Genomic DNA, 18,619 nt, shown 5'->3' on the forward strand with positions numbered 1-18,619 from the left:
GCCCGAGTCCTCCTCGGCGCTGTACGCCCCTCGACTCTTCCGACCGTCCCTGGCGCTTGTCACCTGTACGGGCCCAGCGCGACGAAAATTCAAGTTTGGAACTTCTGACAACAGTGCGGCGAGCCCGCGCCCTACATCGCCCCCCGGGCCGGACCATCGGACGATGCCGAGCCCAACGCGTCGAAGGCCACCGCCAAATCCGCGGTGACCGTGACCCGGTCGAGTGCTTCCTGCGGGACGAAGCCACGCTCCCGGAGCTCCGTGAGCCACTCGAACAGGCCCGTGTAGTGTCCGTCCGGGTCCAGAATCGCCATCGGCTTGGCGTGCTGGCCCAGGTGGCCACCGGTCCAGGCCTCGAAGAATTCCTCGAGCGTGCCGATACCGCCCGGGAGAGTGAGGAAGGCGTCCGCCCGGTCCTCCATGACCTGTTTGCGCTGACGCATGGTGTCGGTGACGACGAGCTCGTCCGATTCCACATCGGCGACCTCACGGTGCACCAGGTGTTTCGGTATGACCCCGATCGTGTTCGCACCGCCCGCGCGGGCCGCGGTGGCCACGGCACCCATCATCGACACATGCCCGCCGCCGGAGACCAGCTGCCAGCCGCGCCGGGCCAGTTCGGTACCCACTCGAGCCGCCAGAGCCAAGTGGGCAGGGTCGGTGGTACTGGCGGAGCAGTACACACACAGAGCGAAGGGTCGCCGATTCACCGCGCCACCCCCGTTCCGGCCTCGCCGGTCAGGTAGGCGCGCAGCATATCGGTGACAGCGGTTATCTGGGCCAGCGGGACGTGCTCGTCACGTTTGTGCGCGAGATTCGGGTCACCGGGCCCGAAATTCACCGCCGGGATTCCCCGGGCCGCGAACCGGGAGACATCGGTCCAGCCGTACTTCGCGCGCACTCCGGCCGAGCCGTGCGCACCGACGGCGTCGAGGAGGCCGCGAGCGGCGGGAGCGGTGAGCCCCGGTAGTGCGCCGGGTGCCGCGTCGGTGACCGTGAACTCCAGGTCCAGGCCCGCGAAGATCTCGCGGACATGCTCGATCGCCTGTTCCACCGTCCGGTCGGGCGCGAACCGGAAGTTCACCTCCACCGTGGCCCCGTCGGGCACCACATTGCCGGCGACGCCGCCCTCGACGCGCACCGCCGACAGACCTTCCCGGTAGCGGCAGCCGTCGATATCGACGTCGCGGGCCCGGTACTCCGACAGCCGGGCCAGGACGGGCGCTAGCCGGTGGATCGCATTGTCACCCAGCCAGGAACGCGCCGAATGCGCCCGCACTCCCGCGGCACTGAGCCGCACCCGCAATGTGCCCTGGCAACCGGCCTCGATCCAGCCGCCGGACGGTTCCCCGAGTATCGCCAGATCCGCGTCCAGCCATTCCGGGAACTCACGTTCGATCGTGTTCAGGCCGTTGAATTCGGCGGCGATCTCCTCGCAGTCGTAGAAGATCAAGGTCAGGTCGTGCGCCGGGTCGGCGACAGTGGCGGCCAGATGCAGGAAAACCGCGTCCCCCGATTTCATATCGACCGATCCGCAGCCGTACAGCACCTCCACCCCGTTCTCCGTGGTGAACCGGCCCGGAACATTTTCCGCGATCGGCACGGTATCGAGATGCCCCGCCAGCACCACCCGGGTGGGCAGCCCACGATTCGTCCGCGCGAGAACCACATTGCCGTGGCGCACCACCTCGAAACCGCTGGTCTGAGTACGTAGTGCCGATTCGACGGCGGTTGTGATCGCGGCTTCCTCGCGGGACACGCTCGCGATATCGACGAGGGCCGCGGTCAACGCGATGGGGTCGGCGTGCAGGTCGAGGGTCACGAGATACGAGCGTAGAGGGGCCGCATCATTATGTGGTCGCTGGTGGGTAGGCTGCAGTGTCGTGAGCACTCAGGGAGCAACCGCTATCGGCATCGCCAATGTGACCGCGGACGGAACCGTTCTGGATACCTGGTTCCCCAGCCCGCAGCTGGGTGAGTTCACCGAAACCGGTTCCGAGCGGCTTGCCGAGGCTCCTGCCGAGTTGGCCGAGCTGGTGGGTCCCGATCCCGCGCGCGGGGTCGACGTGGTAGCGGTCCGCACAACAATTGCCGACCTGTCCGCCGCCCCGGTGGACGCGCATGATGTGTACCTGCGCCTGCATCTGCTGTCCCATCGGCTGGTCCGCCCGCACTCGGTGAGCCTGGAAGGGCAGTTCGCGCTGCTGGCGAATGTCGTCTGGACCAACCACGGTCCGGCCGCGGTCGACGGTTTCGAAACGACCCGCGCCAAGTTGCGTGCCCGCGGCCCCGTCACCGTGTACAGCATCGACAAATTCCCGCGCATGGTCGACTACGTGGTCCCCGCCGGTGTCCGCATCGGTGACGCCGACCGCGTGCGGCTGGGCGCCCATCTGGCGGCCGGAACGACCGTGATGCACGAGGGTTTCGTCAATTTCAACGCCGGAACGCTCGGCACATCCATGATCGAGGGCCGCGTCTCGGCCGGTGTCGTCGTGGGCGACGGCTCCGATATCGGTGGCGGCGCCTCCACCATGGGCACGCTGTCCGGCGGCGGCAAGACCGTCATCTCTATCGGTGAACGCTCGCTGCTGGGCGCGAACTCGGGCTTGGGTATCCCGCTCGGCGACGATTGTGTGCTGGAGGCCGGGCTCTACCTGACGGCCGGAACGAAGGTCACCACGCCGGAAGGCAAGGTGATCAAGGCGGCCGAACTCAGTGGCACGAACAATCTGCTGTTCCGCCGTAATTCGCAGACGGGTGCGGTGGAGGTGACCCCGCGTTCGGGCACAGGCATCGAGCTCAACGAGGCACTGCACGCCCATAACTGATCAGCTGTGCCTATTGGGCGTCGCCCGCCCGGGCAGCCGCCATCACAAGCCGCCGGCGACCGGGTTCGCAGTTCCCTCTGAGCGCAGTTTCCGAGCTGTATGGCGAGGTCGTGGTCCGGCGCACCGGGCTGCTCGTCGATTGCGAATTACACGTCGTGGCCGCACGGGAGCTACTTCACCGCAGATGGGAACCCATGCCTGTGGTGATCATGGACTGGCCGGCCGATACTTGCCCTGTGCTCATGGCTCATGCGGGCGATCCCGTACTCGCAGACCCCATGAGCTCTGCGGCACGTGGGGCCGCGAAGATGTTGGCAGGGTCGATCACAAAAGCGATCAGCCGGGCAGCATCCGCTTCTGCGCGTCCCTTGTATAGGGCAGCGGATCATCTCGGCGTGGCTCGGCGCGCGGCGAGGACGGCCGATAACGAAGGATTCCATCGGGTAGCGGGCCGGAATTCCGGCACCGCGGTGACCCGGATACGTGGCAAAGACGAAAACGGAAAACCTGCGGTGTTCTCACCGGACGACGTGATCTTCGATCTATTGGCGGACAGTCACGGACAACTCCGCAGCATCAGCTTTCCGACAGCCCCCGACGACAGGGCTCAGAATGCCGCATGGATGAGCCGGGTCGGCGAAAGGATTGATCGCGAGTTCAGCCACTATTGGCCTGCCACCAAGGTGGCTACGAAGAAACAGACTTGGGTGCGCGACCCCACTGCCCAGCCCGTCCCCGGCGCAGACGTCGCAGGGACGAAGAGCTGCATTTTGGTGATCACGCACGCCAACCCAGATGTGTTCGCCGTCGCTGTGCGGACAGCTGACCCGCCATCCTCGCCAGGCGAGATCGCGTATCCCGCACGGACAATTTTTTTGGGGGGAGCCGAGTACGGACGGTTACTCGCGGCGAAGAAGTCTGTACTGGACGATGTCGCGGCAACGCCGGACAGCCCAGTACGAATGGTGTCGTGTGGCGCCGGAGCGCCTGAAGGAGACGCTGCCGAGAGTGCAGCGGAATCGATGCAAGCCAACGGGGTGCTCCGGGAAGTTCAGGCCGGAACAGACATGGTGTTCCCGGAGCGGGACGATGCTGGTTCTTCGGTCTTCGGCGTCGCCGGCCGCGGAGACTCGGACGGGAACGTCGAGCCCGCGTTGCGAATATTTCCGGCACCTCCGCGCGGCGATACCAGCTGATGCCCGGTCCCTCAGCTCGATTCAGATGCCGAAGGCGATAATCCGTTCCGGGTGGACGCGGATGAGTTCGCCCGGTTCCGTTCCTATGTAGGTCGTGGTCCCGGTCAATGCCTCTGCCCTCCCCCGGATCTCCAGACAACGCACCCGCCATGGCTGGACCGAGGCGATATCGTCGACCACGAACGCCACCCTGTCGTTCTTCGCCAGGTTGCGGAACTTGCGTGAGCGCTCCATATTCCAGCCCGCGATATCGATAGTGCCCAGATCGCCGTTGTAGCGGAAGCCGACGGGATTGTTCTGCGGCGACCCGTCCGGCGCGACAGTGGCCAGCCGGCCGAGTCGCTGTCCGGTGAGGTAGTCGATCTGTTCGGGGGTGAGCGTCGCGTTCATGGAACCGACGGTATGACCTCGAGTTCGGTTCAGGTCAATAGTCGATGGGTGTCTGCCGTAGCCGGGTTATCCGCCCGATTTCTCGGGCCTGTTCAGCTGTTTCTTCTGTACCTTGCCCATGGCATTGCGCGGCAGCGCGGCCACGAAGTGGATTTCGCGTGGGCGTTTGTGGGCCGAGAGCTTTTCGGCCACATGGTCGATCAGTTCTTGTTCACCGGGCGCCGCCCCGCGCGGGACCACGAATGCGACGATCCGCTGGCCGAGGTCGGTATCCGCCAGGCCCACCACCGCCACTTCGGCGACCGCGGGATGCCCCAGCAGAGTCGTTTCCACTTCACCGGCCCCGATCCGGTATCCACCGGATTTGATGAGGTCCACCGATTCGCGGCCGACGATCCGGTGGAACCCGTCCGCGTCGATCGCGGCGACATCGCCGGTGCGGAACCACCCGTCTTCGGTCCAGCATTGCGCGGTGGCCTCCGGCCGGCCGAAATAGCCGTCGAACAGCATCGGTCCGCGAACCTGCAACCCGCCGATACTCGTACCGTCGTGCGGAACCGGTTGTCCCGCTTCGTCGCGCAGGCGGGTCGCTACGCCGTCCACCGCCACGCCGACCCAGCCGGGCCGGCGTTCGCCGTCGGCGCGGGCAGACAGGGTGATCATCGTTTCGCTCATGCCGTAGCGCTCGACCGGCTCGTGGCCGGTGAGTTCCGCGAGACGCTCGAAAACCGGCGCCGGTAGGGGTGCGCTGCCGGAGATCAGCAGCCGGGCGGCATTCAACTGTTTCGCGGCGCCGGGGTCCTCGGCGATCCGGGTCCAGACGGTGGGCACGCCGAAATACATGGTGCCCGCGGCCGCCGCATAGTTCGCCGGGGTCGGTTTTCCGGTGTGTACGAGCGGGCTGCCGATCCGCAACGGCCCGAGCAGGCCGAGGATCAGGCCGTGCACATGGAACAGCGGCAGACCGTGTACCAGCACATCGGCCGCGGTCCACGACCATGCCGCGGCGAGCGCGTCCAATCCGGCGGCGATCGCGCGGCGGCTCAGCACAACGCCTTTCGGTGGCCCGGTGGTGCCGGAGGTGTACAGCACGAAAGCCGGGGAGCCGGGGTCGGGTTCGGGGTAGGTATGCCAGGACCGCGCGTGCTGCCGGACCGGCACGACCGGTAGCCCGGTGCCTTCCGGGGCCTCGCCCAGCCAGGCCTGCGCACCGGAATCGGTGAGCATATGGTCGAGTTCGGCCGTACCGGAGTCGGGCGGTATCGGCACCACGGTCACACCGGCGATCAGGCAGCCGATCACGGCGAGCACTGTCGGCGCGGTGGGGCGGGCCAGTACCGCGACCCGTTTCGCGCGCGCCACCCGTTCCGCCACCGAAGTAGCGGCGCCGAGTAGATCACTGCGCGACAGTGTCACGCCGTCGATGGTGACGGCGTCGGGGATATCCGCTCCCGCGGCGACGGCTTGGGGGTCCAGTGAACTGAGCAGACGCGGGCCGAGGGACATGCGCCCAACCTACTGCCCGGCGCCGGACCGCTTCCGCGGACCTGTCCGATCCCGCCACTTTCCGGTGAGCGAGACAATCCCACTGCTTCCCAACAGTGACACTTGACACATTTATGACACAACGAGAAGGTGATCGGACAACCTTCGCATGCCTCCGAACGGTGCACATCAAATGACCAGCTCTCCCGCCGAGGAGCCGACCTCCCGGTCCGGCATCGGCAACGGTCGCCGACCGGGCACCATCCCGGCCGATGACCAGGAAATCGATTTCCGGAAGTACATCGACGGCGCCGCGGTTCTCGGCGCCGCCGCCAATGTGATCATGCAACTCGCTTCCCCCGGCGTGGGGTACGGAGTCCTGGAAAGCCCTGTCGACAGCGGCAACCTCACCAAACACCCGGTCAAACGCACCCGGACCACGCTGACCTACCTGGCGGTGGCGATGCTCGGCACAGAGCCGGAACGGATCGCGTACCGCCGGGCGGTGGATACCTCCCATCGCCAGGTCCGGTCGACGGCGCAGAGTCCGGTGCGCTACAACGCGTTCGACCGGAACCTGCAGTTGTGGGTGGCTGCCTGCCTGTACTGGGGCGCGCGCGATCTGCGTGATCGTATGCGCGGCGCCATCGACCCCGAGATCCAGGCGGCGATCTACCGCAATTCCGCGCGGCTCGGCACCACCCTGCAGGTACCACCCGATATGTGGCCGGCCGACGAGGACGCCTTCGACCGATACTGGGCCGAGAATCTGGCTCGCACGAAGATCGACCCGCCGGTCCGCGAGATGCTCGACGAGATCGTCGATCTGCGGATGTTCCCCCGGCCGGTCCAATTGCTGGGCGCACGGTTCAATCGCTGGGTCACCGCGGGCCTGCTGCCGCCGCATCTGCGCGAGGAGATGCGCATGCGGTGGTCGGATCGCGACGAACGCCGTTTTGCCCGGATGCTGCGCGTACTCGGTCGCGTTTCGTCGGTACTGCCCACAGCACTCCGCTGTTTTCCCATCAACGCGTATCTGCTCGATTTCCGGATCCGCCGGAAGCTGGGAATGAAACTTGTCTGATCGGGCGCGGATTCAGGAATCCGAGGCCGGCACCCGGAACGACACCACAACGTGATCGCGGGCGTATTTCCGGACGGCGATATCGTCGCCCAGCGGAATCACGGTCTGCGGTGTGAGTGCCAGCGATAACGCGGTGCGTGCGATCATCTCGGCCACCGGAAGCGGATCGTAGGCCGGCAGTTTGCCCTCGTTCTGTAGCCGGGTGACGAACTCGGCGAGGTAGTCGCGGCCGAGTTCGATAACCGGGGCGCCCTTGGTGGTCAGGTAGGGCAGCACGATCTCGGGTTCGGTGTCGAGCAGCCGATCCAGCAATTCGTTACTACGCAGACCGTCCAGGAATGCCACGAAGAGTTCGACGATCTGATCCTCGGCACCCGCGTCACGGTCGACCTGCCGCTGTACTGCGGCATCGACGCTCTCGATGAACTCCCGGGTCTGCTGCAGCCCGACGGCCTGGATCAGATCGGATTTACTGGAAAATCGGCGGTACAGTGTGGCAAGGGAGAGCCCGCCACGCCGGGCGACCTCCACCATGCTGGTGCGTTTGATCCCGAAATCGAGAAACGCCTGTAGCGCGGCCGACAGCACCGATTGGTCCTGATCCCGGCGCGGCGATCGCACCAGCGGCAACAATTGAGCCAACGCACCCATCTCGGCACCCTCCCGCGCTCATTGATGCAATGACACCGTAAGCATTGCACAATTGCGGTATCGGTTGACGCATCTTCGAGTGAATGAGATGGTTATCATATCACCTTCTCAGACGAAAGAGGTCACCGATGACCGCTCCCTGGCCGACGTCACAGAGCGAACCCGAGCCCCGCCCGCTCTACGCTCCCGATTTCGATGTCGAGGACCATATCGTCGGGATCACCGCCTTCCTCGGCGGCACCGCGAATGTGATCATGCAGCTGGGCTTGCGGCCGGTCGCCTACGGCGTCATGGAGAGCGACGTCAAGAGCGGCAACGTGATGGTCCATCCGTTCAAACGGTTACGCACCACTCTCACCTACCTGGCCGTCGCCATGCTGGGAACCGAAGAAGAACGGAACGCCTACCGGCTGGCCGTCAACACCTCACACCGCCATATCCGTACGAAGCCCACCAGCCCGGTCAAATACAACGCCTTCGACCCGAAGCTCCAGGTCTGGGTCGCTGCCTGCCTGTACTTCGGATTCGTCGACCTCCTGGACAAGGTCCGGGGTCCGATGGACGAGGCCACGGCCGATACGTTCTACGCACACAGCATCCGGCTGGGCACCACGCTGCAGGTACGACCGGAGATGTGGCCGCCGAACCGGGCGGCGTTCTGGCAGTACTGGGAAGCGAACCTGAACAACCTCGAAATCGACGACACCACCCGCGCCTATTTCAACGACCTCATCGACCTGAAGATGCTGCCGCTCCCGGTGCGCTGGATGTCGGCCAAGTTCCACCGGTTCGTGGTCTCGGGCTGCCTGCCCCCGCAGATCCGCGAGCAGATGTACATGGACTGGACCGAGGGCAATCAGCGCTGGTTCGACCGCACGATGAAGGTCATCGGCTTCGCTCTCAAGCTCCAGCCACGCTTCATGGTGCAGTTCCCGATGAACTACTACCTATGGGATATGCGCCGGCGTATGCGCAAGGGCAAGCCGCTGGTGTGAGTTTCTGCGTCGGCTGTATCTGTGGCGCCGCCTTCGGGGGTCGGGGGTCGGGGGGTCTGTTGACCCGGGTCTCGACGTGGACCATCGGTGAAGGTAACCGGGGTGTCGGCATGGACCACCGGTGAAGGTAACCCGGTCTAGGCGTAGACCACCGGCGAAGACAACCCCGATCTCGACGTAGACCAACCGCGGAGACAACCCCGATCTCGGGATAGACCAACCGTGAAGGGGCGGGCTGTGATTTTGGAGCCGCTCCGCGGCTCGAGGGCGGGGCCCTGTTGACCCGGTTCTTCACTTCCGGCGCTCAGTCGCTGCGCTCCTTCGCTCTGGTCGCTCCAGAACCGGGCGGGCCCCGCCCGGAAAGGTTGACGGGTTGTAGGGGTAGTGCGTAGGGCTGCGCGAGATGATCGGTGACGGTTCAGTTGCCGGCGAGGGCGCGGAGGAAGAAGGCCAGGTTGGCGGGGCGTTCGGCTAGGCGGCGGGTGAGGTAGCCGTACCACTGGGTGCCGTAGGGGACGTAGACGCGGACGAAATCTCCGCGGGCAGCGAGGCGGAGTTGCTCGTCGGTGCGGATGCCGTAGAGCATCTGGTATTCGAAATCGCCGGGAGCGCGACCGGTCTGCGCCGCGAGGGCGGCGGCCGCGGCGATCAGTGCGGGGTCGTGGGAGGCCACCAGTGGGCGAGATGGGCCGTGCATCAGGGTGTGCAGGCAGCGCAGATAGGCGCGGTCGACCTCGGCGCGGTGCTGATGGGCCACCGTGTCCGGTTCCCGGTAGGCGCCCTTGCACAAGCGGACCCGGGCGCCGGCGTTCGCGAGATCCCGGCAGTCGTCCTCGCTCCGGTACAGATATGCCTGAACCACCGTGCCCAGCCACGGGAATTCCGGGCGGGCCTGCCGGATCGCGGCCAAGGTCGAAGCGGTGGTCGTATGGTCCTCGGCGTCCACAGTCACCCACACCCCAGCCTCCCCGGCCTTGGTGCAGAGAACCCGCAGATTCTCGGCGGCGATCGCCGGGCCGTCCGCGCCGAGCGACTGGCCGAGCGCGGACAATTTCACCGAGACCTCCAGGGGCGCCGCGCCACCGGGTACGGCGCTGGTGTCCAGCGCTGCCAGATCGTTGATCAGCGCCAGATATTCGGCGACCGCGCTGTCGGCCCGGGCGCGATCGGTGGTGTACTCGCCGAGGAAATCCACGCTCACCGCCCGGCCGCTCGCCAGCAGTTCCCGGACCGCCGCGACCAGCGCGGACCTCGTTTCGCCCGGTACGAAGCGGCGGACCATGGACGCGGACACCGGGCTGGTCGTCAGCGTCCGTTTCACCCGATCCGATCCGGCCGCCGCGAGGATCACCGGGCGCAGTGGGTTCACCGGAATCGCCGCCCGCGCCGGCTCCGGACTGTGTCTGTGCGCCCTCGGCTCATTCGCGCTCCATATGCGGATAGCGGTGATCGGTGTGCGGGACGAAGGTCTCCTTCAGGGCCCGCGGCGCAACCCAGCGCAACAGGTTGAGCGGGGAGCCGGCTTTATCATCGGTGCCGGATGCCCGGGCACCGCCGAACGGCTGCTGGCCCACGACCGCTCCGGTGGGCTTGTCGTTGATATAGAAATTACCGGCGGCGAACCGCAACTGCGCGGACGCCTGCTCCACCGCATGCCGATCCTGTGCGAAAACAGCGCCGGTCAAGGCGTACGGGGCGGCCGATTCCACATCCTGCAGAACCGTATCGAACGCGCCGGGCTTGCTGTCGTCGTAGAGGTACACCGAAAGGATCGGCCCGAAATATTCGGTGGCGAATGATTCGTCGCGTGGATCGTCGGCCAGCAGCACCGTGGGACGAACGAACCAGCCCTCGCTGTCGTCACAGACGCCCCCCACCGGTATCGGAACACTCGCGGACCGGGCTCGTTCGATCGCTCGCACGCTCTTGTCGTACGCCCGCCGGTCGATCACGGCGCCGCCGAAATTCGACAGATCCGATATATCGCCATAGCTCAGCGTCTCGGCGGTACCGAGGAAATCATCACCGATCTCCCGCCACAGCGACCGCGGCAGGTAAGCGCGCGAGGCAGCCGAACATTTCTGCCCTTGATACTCGTAGGCGCCGCGGATCAGCGCCGTGCGCAGCGCAACCGGATCCGCTGAGGGATGCGCGACGATGAAATCTTTACCGCCGGTCTCCCCGACCAACCGGGGATATCCGCGATACCGGCCGATATTCGCCGCCACCTGACCCCACAGGTACTGGAAGGTGGGAGCGGATCCGGTGAAATGGATACCGCCGAGGCGCGGGTCGGTCAATGCGACTTCCGACAACTCTTTCCCGTCGCCGGTGACCATATTGATCACCCCCGGCGGTAGGCCCGCGGCTTCCAGCAGTTTCATCGTGTAATACGCGGCCAATGTCTGGGTGGGCGAAGGCTTCCACACGACGGTATTGCCCATCAGCGCCGGCGCGGTGGGGAGATTCCCGGCAATGGCCGAGAAGTTGAACGGGGTGATCGCGTAGACGAACCCCTCGAGCGGCCGATAGTCGAGACGGTTCCAGACTCCCGGACCGGACTCCGGCTGCTGGGCCAGGATGCCGCGGGCGAAGGAAACATTGAACCGCCAGAAATCGACCAATTCGCACGGCGCATCGATCTCGGCCTGCGCCACCGATTTCGACTGACCCAGCATGGTCGCGGCGGCCAAGGTCTCCCGCCACGGACCGGACAGCAGGTCGGCGGCACGCAGCAGCACGGCGGCACGTTCGTCGAACGGTAACGAACGCCAGCCCGGGGCGGCCGCGGTTGCCGCCTCGATCGCGGCGGCGGCCTCGTCGTGAGTGGTGTTGGTGTAGGTCCCGAGCACCTGCCGATGACGATGCGGAGCCACGATCTCGTGACGCTCACCGATCCCCGGACGGTGTTTACCGTCGATGACCAGCGGAATGTCTAGGGTATCGCCCGAGATCCCGGCCAGCCTGCCGAGCAACCTTTCCCTCTCGGGGCTACCCGGAGCGTACGTGTGCACCGGTTCGTTCACGGGGGTCGGGACAACTGTGACAGCGTCCATACCCCAGGCTAACCCCGTCGGGGTCCGGCACGTCCGCGGCGCGCGCCGGAATTACAGCCGTTCGGCCGCCGTGCCGATCCGCTCGTCGGTGGCCGTGAGCGCGATGCGGACATGCTCGGCGCCGGCCGGGCCGTAGAAATCGCCGGGAGCTGCGAGAATTCCCCGATCGGCCAGCCAGTTCAGGGTGTCGCGGCAGGGTTCGCCGCGAGTGGACCACAGATACAGTCCGGCTTCGGAATGGTCGATCCGGAAACCGGCACCCAACAGGGCGGACCGCAGAATCTCCCGGCGTGCCCGGTAGCGCTCCCGTTGCGCGGATTCGTGCTCGTCATCGGCCAGCGCCGCGGTCATCGCGGCCTGGATCGGGAACGGGACCATCATGCCGGAGTGTTTGCGCACTTCCAGCAGTTCGGCCACCAGTTCCGGGTCGCCGGTGACGAAACCCGCCCGGTAACTGGCCAGGTTCGATGTCTTCGACAGCGAATGCACGGCCAGCAGGCCGGTGTGGTCACCGTCGCAGACCCGGGGATCCAGGATCGAAACCGCCGGTTCGTCCCAGGCCAGGCCGAGATAGCACTCGTCGGAGGCGACGACCGCACCGCGTTCCCGGGCGAAGGACACGACCTTGCGGAGATGATCCACACCCAGGATCCGGCCGGTCGGGTTGGACGGCGAATTGAGATAGATGAGCGCCGGTTTCTCCGGACCCAGCCGGGTCAGTCCGTCGGCCCGCAGGATCCGGGTCCCGGCCAGCAGGCCACCCACCTCGTAGGTCGGATACGCGACCTCGGGAATCACCACCAGATCCGTGGCTCCCAGACCCAGCAGCCTGGGCAAACCGGCGATCAACTCCTTGGTGCCGATCACCGGCAGCACAGCCGCCTCGGCCACGCCCGTGACACCGAAACGGCGGGCCAGCGCGGCGACGGCGCCGGCCCGCAACTCCGGTGTGCCATGGGTGGTCGGATAGCCCGGAACCTCGGAAACCGAGTTCAGTGCCGCCCGGATCACCGGGGCCACCGGATCGACCGGGGTACCCACCGAAAGATCGACGAGCCCGCCGGGATGAGCCGCGGCCCGCGCCTTGACATCGGCGATGGTGTCCCACGGGAAGTCGGGCAGTGCCGCGCTCACCCGGGGACGGTGGGAAACCTCAGTGCTCATGTACCGGTCGCTCTAGTCTTCGGCCATCGGCGGCAGTTCCTTGATGAACGCCGGATCGGAATCGACTTTGCCCAGTTTGGTGGCTCCGCCGGGCGAACCGAGTTCGTCGAAGAAATCGACATTGGCGTTGACGTAACCGCTCCACTGATCGGGGGTGTCGTCCTCGTAGAAGATCGCCTCCACCGGGCAGACAGGTTCACACGCACCACAGTCGACGCATTCGTCGGGGTGAATGTAGAGCATGCGGCCACCCTCGTAGATGCAATCCACGGGGCATTCCTCGATGCACGCCTTGTCCTTCACGTCAACGCACGGTTCGGCGATGATGTAAGTCACTCCCGCTCTCCTCGTCTTCCTTCTTCTCCGGGTAACTGCGCCCGCGCACAAGTATCCCTGGCGCCCCATACGCTACTCCGGTGAGCCTGGCCTAATCTCTTTGCGCCGCCTTCGGCGTCGCGGGGTCGGCCTCTGTCTGTGATCCAGCTGTCCCAGGGCCGGAAGTCCCGGAATCGAGGAACTCCAGGCGACCCTCCGTCGATGCCTGTGTTTTTGGCGCCGCCTGCGGCGTCGCGGGTTCGGGGCCCCCTTGGTCTCGTTCTTCACTCCCGGCGCTCAGTCGCTGCGCTCCTTCGCTCTGGTCGCTCCAGAACGAGACGGGCCCCGAACCACCAACGCTGACCGGCCGCATGCAGGAAACGGGGGTGGGTTCACATGCCGACCGGCTGGTGGTAAGGGGATCAAACGCGCCTGGGGCGGCGGCGAGTTCGGCCGGGTGGTGGGGTTGTATGCGGGCGGACTGACGGTTGGGGGATCGTACTCGCGCCGGGGGCGGCGGGTGGTGTGGTTCGGAGGGGGTTCATACCAGCTCCAAGCCGGGGACCTGGCCGCGGGACGGGGGGATGCCGTAGGTGGTGGTGCGTTCGCGGATGGGGCGGTCGATACCTTCGGCGATCTCGGTGAGTTCGGCGACGGTTTTCGCCGAGCCGTGCTGGGAGCCGGCCATGCGGGAGATAGTCTCCTCCATCAGGGTGCCGCCTAGGTCGTTGGCGCCGCTGCGCAGCATCACCTGGGTGCCGGTGGTGCCGAGTTTCACCCAGCTGGTCTGGATATTGTCGATCCGGCCGTGCAGCATGATCCGGGCCAAGGCGTGGGCGGCACGGTTGTCGCGGTTGGTTGGCCCTGGGCGGGAGGCGCCCGCGAGGTAGAGCGGGGCGCTCTGGTGCACGAAAGGCAGCAGGACGAATTCGGTGAAACCGCCGGTTTCGTCCTGGATGCCGCGCAGTACGCGCAGGTGCCCGACCCAGTGGCTCGGATTGTCGACGTGCCCGTACATCATGGTCGAGCTGGACCGGATCCCGACCTGATGGGCCGTGGTGACGACATCGATCCAGGCCGACGCGGGCAGTTTGCCCTTGGTGAGCACCCAGCGGACCTCGTCGTCGAGGATTTCCGCGGCCGTTCCCGGGATGGTGCCCAAACCGGCTTCGCGCAGCGCGGTCAGCCAATCCCGGACACTCGCACCACCGCGCGAGGCGCCGTTGACGATTTCCATGGGGCTGAAAGCGTGCACATGCATCGACGGCACCCGTGCCTTCACCGCACGCACCAGGTCCGCGTAACCGGTGACGGGCAGGTCGGGGTCGATACCGCCCTGCATGCAGACCTCGGTCGCGCCGTCCACATACGCTTCCCAGGCCCGGTCGGCGACCTCGTCGGTACTGAGCGTGAACGCGTCGGCGTCACCCTTGCGCTGCGCGAACGCGCAGAAGCGGCAACCGGTGTAGCAGATATTGGTGAAGTTGATGTTCCGGTTCACCACGTAGGTGACGTCGTCACCGCAGACATCGCGGCGCAACTGGTCGGCGAGACCGGCGACGGCTTCCAGATCCGGACCGTCGGCGGTGGCGAGCGCGAGGTACTGGGAGTCGGTGAGACCGGCCGGATCCTTTTCGGCGGCCCGCAGCGCGGCCAGTACATCGGCGTCCAGTCGCTGTGGCGCGGCGGCGAGATCGCGGACCTGTTCGCGGATGGTGTCCCAATCGCCGAACGCGTTGTCGATATCGCTGCGGGTATCGGTATTACGCCCGGCGGTGTCGATCTCGGTGTTCAGATCGGTACGGCCCGCGGATTCCCACGATTCGTCCGGTTCCTGCCAGGGCAGACCCACCGGCATCGCGTCCGGCCGCGCCAGACCCGTTTCCGGATCGCTGAGCGCGGCGACATGCGCGCCGATCCGTGGATCGATCCACGGATTACCGGCCCGGACGTATTTCGGATGGGCGGAGGTGCGCTCCACCAGTTCGAATCCGGCGGTCGCGGTGATCTCGGCGAGGGTATCGAGATTGGGCCAGGGGCGTTCGGGATTGACGTGATCGGGAGTCACCGGCGAGACGCCGCCCCAATCGTCGATCCCGGCCTCGAGCAGCGCGCGGCATTCCTCGCCCGAAACCAGATTCGGCGGCGCCTGCACCGAGACCTCCGGGCCGAGCAGCAGACGGGTCACCGCGATGGTGGCCAGGAATTCGGTCATATCGGCATCGGGGGCGTTCCGCATGGCGGTGTCGTCCTTGGCACGGAAGTTCTGCACGATGACTTCCTGGATATGGCCGAACGCCTTGTGTTGTTTGCGTATCGCCAGGATCGTGTCCGCCCGCTCGGCGATGTTCTCACCGATACCCACCAGGATCCCGGTGGTGTAGGGAACCGAGAGCCGACCCGCGTCGGTGATGGCGCGCAGCCGCACCGCGGGATCCTTGTCCGGGCTGCCGTAATGACAGTTGCCCTTCTCGGTGAACAGCCGGGTCGACGTGGTTTCCAGCATCATCCCCATCGACTGGGCGACCGGCTTCAGGCGGGAGATCTCCTCCCACGACATAACGCCGGGATTCAGATGCGGAAGCAGCCCGGTCTCCTCGAGCACCAGGATGGATACCGCCCGCAGATAGTCCAGGGTGGAATCGTATCCGCGCTCGTCCAGCCACTGCGCGGCCTCCGGCCAGCGTGCTTCCGGCCGGTCGCCGAGGGTGAACAGCGCTTCCTTGCAGCCCAGTTCGGCACCGCGCCGGGCGATATCGAGCACTTCGTCCGGTTCCAGGAACATACCGCGCCCCTGTGCCCGCAATTTGCCCGGCACGGTGACGAACGTGCAGTAGTGGCAGGTGTCCCGGCACAGATGAGTGAGCGGGATGAAGACATTGCGCGAATAGGTGATCGTGCCCGGCCGGTCGGCCGAGGCGAGTCCCGCGTCGCGCACTCTGGCGGCGCTGCGGCACAGATCCGCCAGATCGGCATCACGGGCATGCAGCAGCACCGTGGCCTCGTCGGCGTTCAGCGTCACCCCGTCGCGGGCCCGGCGCAATGCCCGCCGCATCGCAGACGGGCTGGGCACAGGGGTCGGGACGGTCGGTTCGGCTAGTTCGGTCACGCCCTCGATCATGCGGCACACATCCGGAACTGTCTCCTCCCAGGTCGTTGAGCGTTCACAACCCCGGTGTATCTCGGGCTATTCCGTGCAGGTCGGGGCGGTAGGCGAGGGACGACGGGTCATTGCTCGATCTTGTCCGGGGCCTGAAGGCACCGAACAACCGTGCGACGATGAATAATATGTCGCCGGACAGCCCGCCACGGTCAACCGATCCGATACTCGATCCCGCATGGCGGCCCAGTCCCCGCGCGAAGACCCTGTGGACTGTGGAAATCGCCCTGACCTGGCTCGTCGTGATCGCCGGCCTGGTGGCCTGGGCTGTATTCGATTCCGATCGCCGCGCCTGGCAGGTGGCCGCGGCGGCGATCGTGGTTCCTGTAGCTGTACTCGCGACGATCGTAGTGCCCCGGTGGCGATATCGGGTGCACCGCTGGGAGGTGACCGGCGATGCGGTGTACACGAGGGTGGGCTGGCTGTCCCTGGAGAGCCGGGTAGCGCCGATATCCCGGGTACAGACCGTGGACACCGAACGTGGTCCGCTGGAGCGGTTGCTGGGACTTTCGACCATCACCGTGACCACGGCGTCCTCGGCGGGCGCCGTGCGCATCGGCCTGCTCGAACGCTCCCTGGCCGAGCAGACGGTGGCCGGGTTGACCGAGATCGCGGCCCGGCACCGCGGTGACGCGACATGATGCGATACCTCCGCCTTCGCCGCGGACCGCATGAACCTGCCCCAGAGGAGTGTCGATGACCGACCCGTCCGGCGACGGACCGGCTGCCGGGGCACCCCCCGAGTCGCCGGCGAACGAGTCGTGGCAGCGTCTCGATCGCCGGATGCTGCTGGTGCATCCGATTCAGGCGGTCGTGAAGTTCCTCCCCGCGGTGATCGGCGCCGCGATACTCGGTGTGAGCTCCGGTAATCCACTATGGGCACTCCTCGGCCCGGTCATAGTCGTTCCGTATGGTCTCGCCCTCTGGTTCACCACCACCTACCGCCTCGGGGCCACCCACGTCGAACTCCGTACCGGAGTGATCCAGCGGAAACGGCTGTCTGTCCCGCGCGCCCGCATCCGGTCGGTCGATATCGAGGCCGACCCACTGCACCGGATCCTGGGACTGGCCGCCGTCGTGATCGGCACCGGCCAGGAGGCCGGTGCCGATGACCGGTTCACCCTCGACGCGCTCGCCGCCGACCAGGTGCGACCGTTGCGCTCCGAACTATTGGCGCACACCCGGGCACGCCATATCGCCGCCGACGACCCGGACGCGGCCGCACCGGACGACAAGACCGCCCCCGCCCCGGAGAGTCCCGGCGACGGCCGCGAGATCGGACGTTGGCGGCCGGAGTGGGTGCGTTACGCACCGCTGTCGCTGACCGGGTTCGCCCTCGCCGCCTCCGCGCTCGGCGTTGCCGCCCAGTTCGGCTTCGGTTCCACCGGGATCCGGGTCAGCCGGGAAACCGTCGACAATGTGCGCGGATTCGGGTCGGCAGTACTCGTCGTCGCCGGCGTCTCGATCCTGGCCGTCCTCGTGCTGCTCGTCAGCGTCGCGGCCTGCGCACACTATCTGATCACGTATTTCGGCCTGCGGGTCACCGACCAGGGCAGCACCCTGCAGATTCGCCGTGGTTTGTTCACACTGCGCCGGATAACACTCGATACCGCACGACTCCGCGGCGCCACCGTCATCGAGCCCCTGCTGCTACGTCTCGCCGGTGCCGCGCAACTCGAAGCGATCATGACCGGGGAGAACCCCCGGCAGAAAATTCTGCCGCAGTCCCCGCGCCCCGCCGTCGAGCACACGCTGGCCGAGCTGCTGCGCCCCCGGCGGGACCAGGTCACGCCGGGCCCGGCCACCCGAGCCGGCCTTTCGGCCCCCGCGCGGATTCCCCTGACCCCACACGGACCGGCCGCCCGGCGACGCCGCCATATCCGGGCAGGCTGGCCGGCCCCGCTGATCCTGCTCGCCCTGGTGCTGTCGGCCGCGGCCGGATGGCATATCGCGGTGTGGTGGTGGCTGGTACCGGTCGCGCTGCTGCCCGCCTGCGCGCTGCTCGCCGAGGACCGCTACCGCGGCCTCGGCCATGCCGTCCTGCCCGCGAGCTCCGGCGCCCCGACCTGGCTGGTTGTCCGCTCGGGCTCACTCGACCGCGAGCGCTCCTGCCTCGAAGCACCCGGTGTTATCGGCTGGACGGTACGGCAGACGTTCTGGCAGCGCCGATCCGGTTTGGCCACGCTCTCCGCCGCCACCGCCGCCGGCAAGAAGGTCTACTCGATCCCCGATGTCCCGCTGGACCGCGCCAGAACCATCATCGAGCAGACGACCCCAGGTTTGTAGGACGAC

The 18,619-nt window shown here is 66.7% G+C and carries 16 protein-coding genes; 6 read left to right on the top strand and 10 right to left on the bottom strand.

The window, feature by feature from the left end:
- Positions 1 to 131 precede the first annotated feature (131 nt).
- The gene (locus ABZ827_RS15940) at positions 132 to 710 is read right to left on the bottom strand and encodes a TIGR00730 family Rossman fold protein (RefSeq protein WP_357237512.1); all 579 of its coding nucleotides are present in this window, start codon (positions 708 to 710) and stop codon (positions 132 to 134) included.
- The gene (gene dapE, locus ABZ827_RS15945; protein WP_357237513.1) at positions 707 to 1,822 is read right to left on the bottom strand and encodes a succinyl-diaminopimelate desuccinylase; all 1,116 of its coding nucleotides are present in this window, start codon (positions 1,820 to 1,822) and stop codon (positions 707 to 709) included. The genes ABZ827_RS15940 and dapE overlap by 4 nt, the downstream gene beginning before the upstream one ends.
- A gap of 61 nt (positions 1,823 to 1,883) precedes the next feature.
- Here dapE and dapD point away from each other — a divergent pair, with 61 nt between their 5' ends.
- Together dapD and ABZ827_RS15955 are read left to right on the top strand one after the other, a co-directional pair.
- Complete coding sequence (gene dapD, locus ABZ827_RS15950) at positions 1,884 to 2,831, top strand: 2,3,4,5-tetrahydropyridine-2,6-dicarboxylate N-succinyltransferase (RefSeq protein WP_357237514.1); 948 nt, start codon at positions 1,884 to 1,886, stop codon at positions 2,829 to 2,831.
- A gap of 395 nt (positions 2,832 to 3,226) precedes the next feature.
- Positions 3,227 to 4,027, top strand: coding sequence for a hypothetical protein (locus ABZ827_RS15955; RefSeq protein ID WP_357237515.1), 801 nt, complete (start codon positions 3,227 to 3,229; stop codon positions 4,025 to 4,027).
- 21 nt (positions 4,028 to 4,048) lie between these two features.
- On the opposite strand, the gene ABZ827_RS15960 is transcribed toward ABZ827_RS15955, so the two are convergent.
- Positions 4,049 to 4,417: a PPOX class F420-dependent oxidoreductase gene (locus ABZ827_RS15960; protein WP_357237516.1), complete on the bottom strand. Its 369-nt coding sequence runs from the start codon at positions 4,415 to 4,417 to the stop codon at positions 4,049 to 4,051.
- A 66-nt stretch (positions 4,418 to 4,483) separates the two neighbouring features.
- A complete protein-coding gene (locus ABZ827_RS15965) occupies positions 4,484 to 5,923 on the bottom strand; it encodes an acyl-CoA synthetase (RefSeq protein ID WP_357237517.1) in 1,440 nt (479 codons plus the stop codon).
- Between the two features lie 172 nt (positions 5,924 to 6,095).
- Here ABZ827_RS15965 and ABZ827_RS15970 point away from each other — a divergent pair, with 172 nt between their 5' ends.
- A complete protein-coding gene (locus tag ABZ827_RS15970; RefSeq protein WP_357237518.1) occupies positions 6,096 to 6,986 on the top strand; it encodes an oxygenase MpaB family protein in 891 nt (296 codons plus the stop codon).
- A 12-nt stretch (positions 6,987 to 6,998) separates the two neighbouring features.
- Here ABZ827_RS15970 and ABZ827_RS15975 read toward each other — a convergent pair whose 3' ends face one another.
- Entirely contained in the window at positions 6,999 to 7,637 is a 639-nt protein-coding gene (locus tag ABZ827_RS15975; protein ID WP_357237519.1) for a TetR/AcrR family transcriptional regulator, read from the bottom strand.
- A 128-nt stretch (positions 7,638 to 7,765) separates the two neighbouring features.
- On the opposite strand from ABZ827_RS15975, the gene ABZ827_RS15980 reads away from it, so the two are divergent.
- Positions 7,766 to 8,632, top strand: a complete 867-nt coding sequence (locus ABZ827_RS15980) for an oxygenase MpaB family protein (RefSeq protein ID WP_357237520.1) — start codon at positions 7,766 to 7,768, stop codon at positions 8,630 to 8,632.
- Between the two features lie 418 nt (positions 8,633 to 9,050).
- Here the strand turns inward: ABZ827_RS15980 and ABZ827_RS15985 are convergent, their stop codons facing one another.
- The 5 genes from ABZ827_RS15985 to ABZ827_RS16005 form a co-directional block, all read right to left on the bottom strand.
- On the bottom strand, positions 9,051 to 10,001 hold the full coding sequence (locus ABZ827_RS15985; RefSeq protein ID WP_357237521.1) for a proline dehydrogenase family protein: 951 nt from the start codon (positions 9,999 to 10,001) through the stop codon (positions 9,051 to 9,053).
- A 49-nt stretch (positions 10,002 to 10,050) separates the two neighbouring features.
- A complete protein-coding gene (pruA, locus tag ABZ827_RS15990) occupies positions 10,051 to 11,688 on the bottom strand; it encodes an L-glutamate gamma-semialdehyde dehydrogenase (protein WP_357237522.1) in 1,638 nt (545 codons plus the stop codon).
- Between the two features lie 51 nt (positions 11,689 to 11,739).
- Positions 11,740 to 12,852 carry a succinyldiaminopimelate transaminase gene (gene dapC / locus ABZ827_RS15995; RefSeq protein ID WP_357237523.1) on the bottom strand — a complete coding sequence of 371 codons (1,113 nt, stop codon included), beginning with the start codon at positions 12,850 to 12,852 and terminating at the stop codon, positions 11,740 to 11,742.
- Between the two features lie 12 nt (positions 12,853 to 12,864).
- Entirely contained in the window at positions 12,865 to 13,188 is a 324-nt protein-coding gene (fdxA, locus tag ABZ827_RS16000) for a ferredoxin (protein ID WP_357237524.1), read from the bottom strand.
- 520 nt (positions 13,189 to 13,708) lie between these two features.
- Positions 13,709 to 16,288: a bifunctional FO biosynthesis protein CofGH gene (locus ABZ827_RS16005; protein WP_357237525.1), complete on the bottom strand. Its 2,580-nt coding sequence runs from the start codon at positions 16,286 to 16,288 to the stop codon at positions 13,709 to 13,711.
- Positions 16,289 to 16,455: 167 nt separating this feature from the next.
- On the opposite strand from ABZ827_RS16005, the gene ABZ827_RS16010 reads away from it, so the two are divergent.
- Both ABZ827_RS16010 and ABZ827_RS16015 read left to right on the top strand, forming a co-directional pair.
- The gene (locus ABZ827_RS16010; RefSeq protein WP_357237721.1) at positions 16,456 to 16,968 is read left to right on the top strand and encodes a PH domain-containing protein; all 513 of its coding nucleotides are present in this window, start codon (positions 16,456 to 16,458) and stop codon (positions 16,966 to 16,968) included.
- 55 nt (positions 16,969 to 17,023) lie between these two features.
- On the top strand, positions 17,024 to 18,613 hold the full coding sequence (locus ABZ827_RS16015) for a PH domain-containing protein (protein WP_357237526.1): 1,590 nt from the start codon (positions 17,024 to 17,026) through the stop codon (positions 18,611 to 18,613).
- Positions 18,614 to 18,619: the final 6 nt, after the last annotated feature.

Source organism: Nocardia sp. NPDC019395, assembly GCF_040632335.1.
Taxonomy (GTDB): Bacteria; Actinomycetota; Actinomycetes; order Mycobacteriales; family Mycobacteriaceae; genus Nocardia.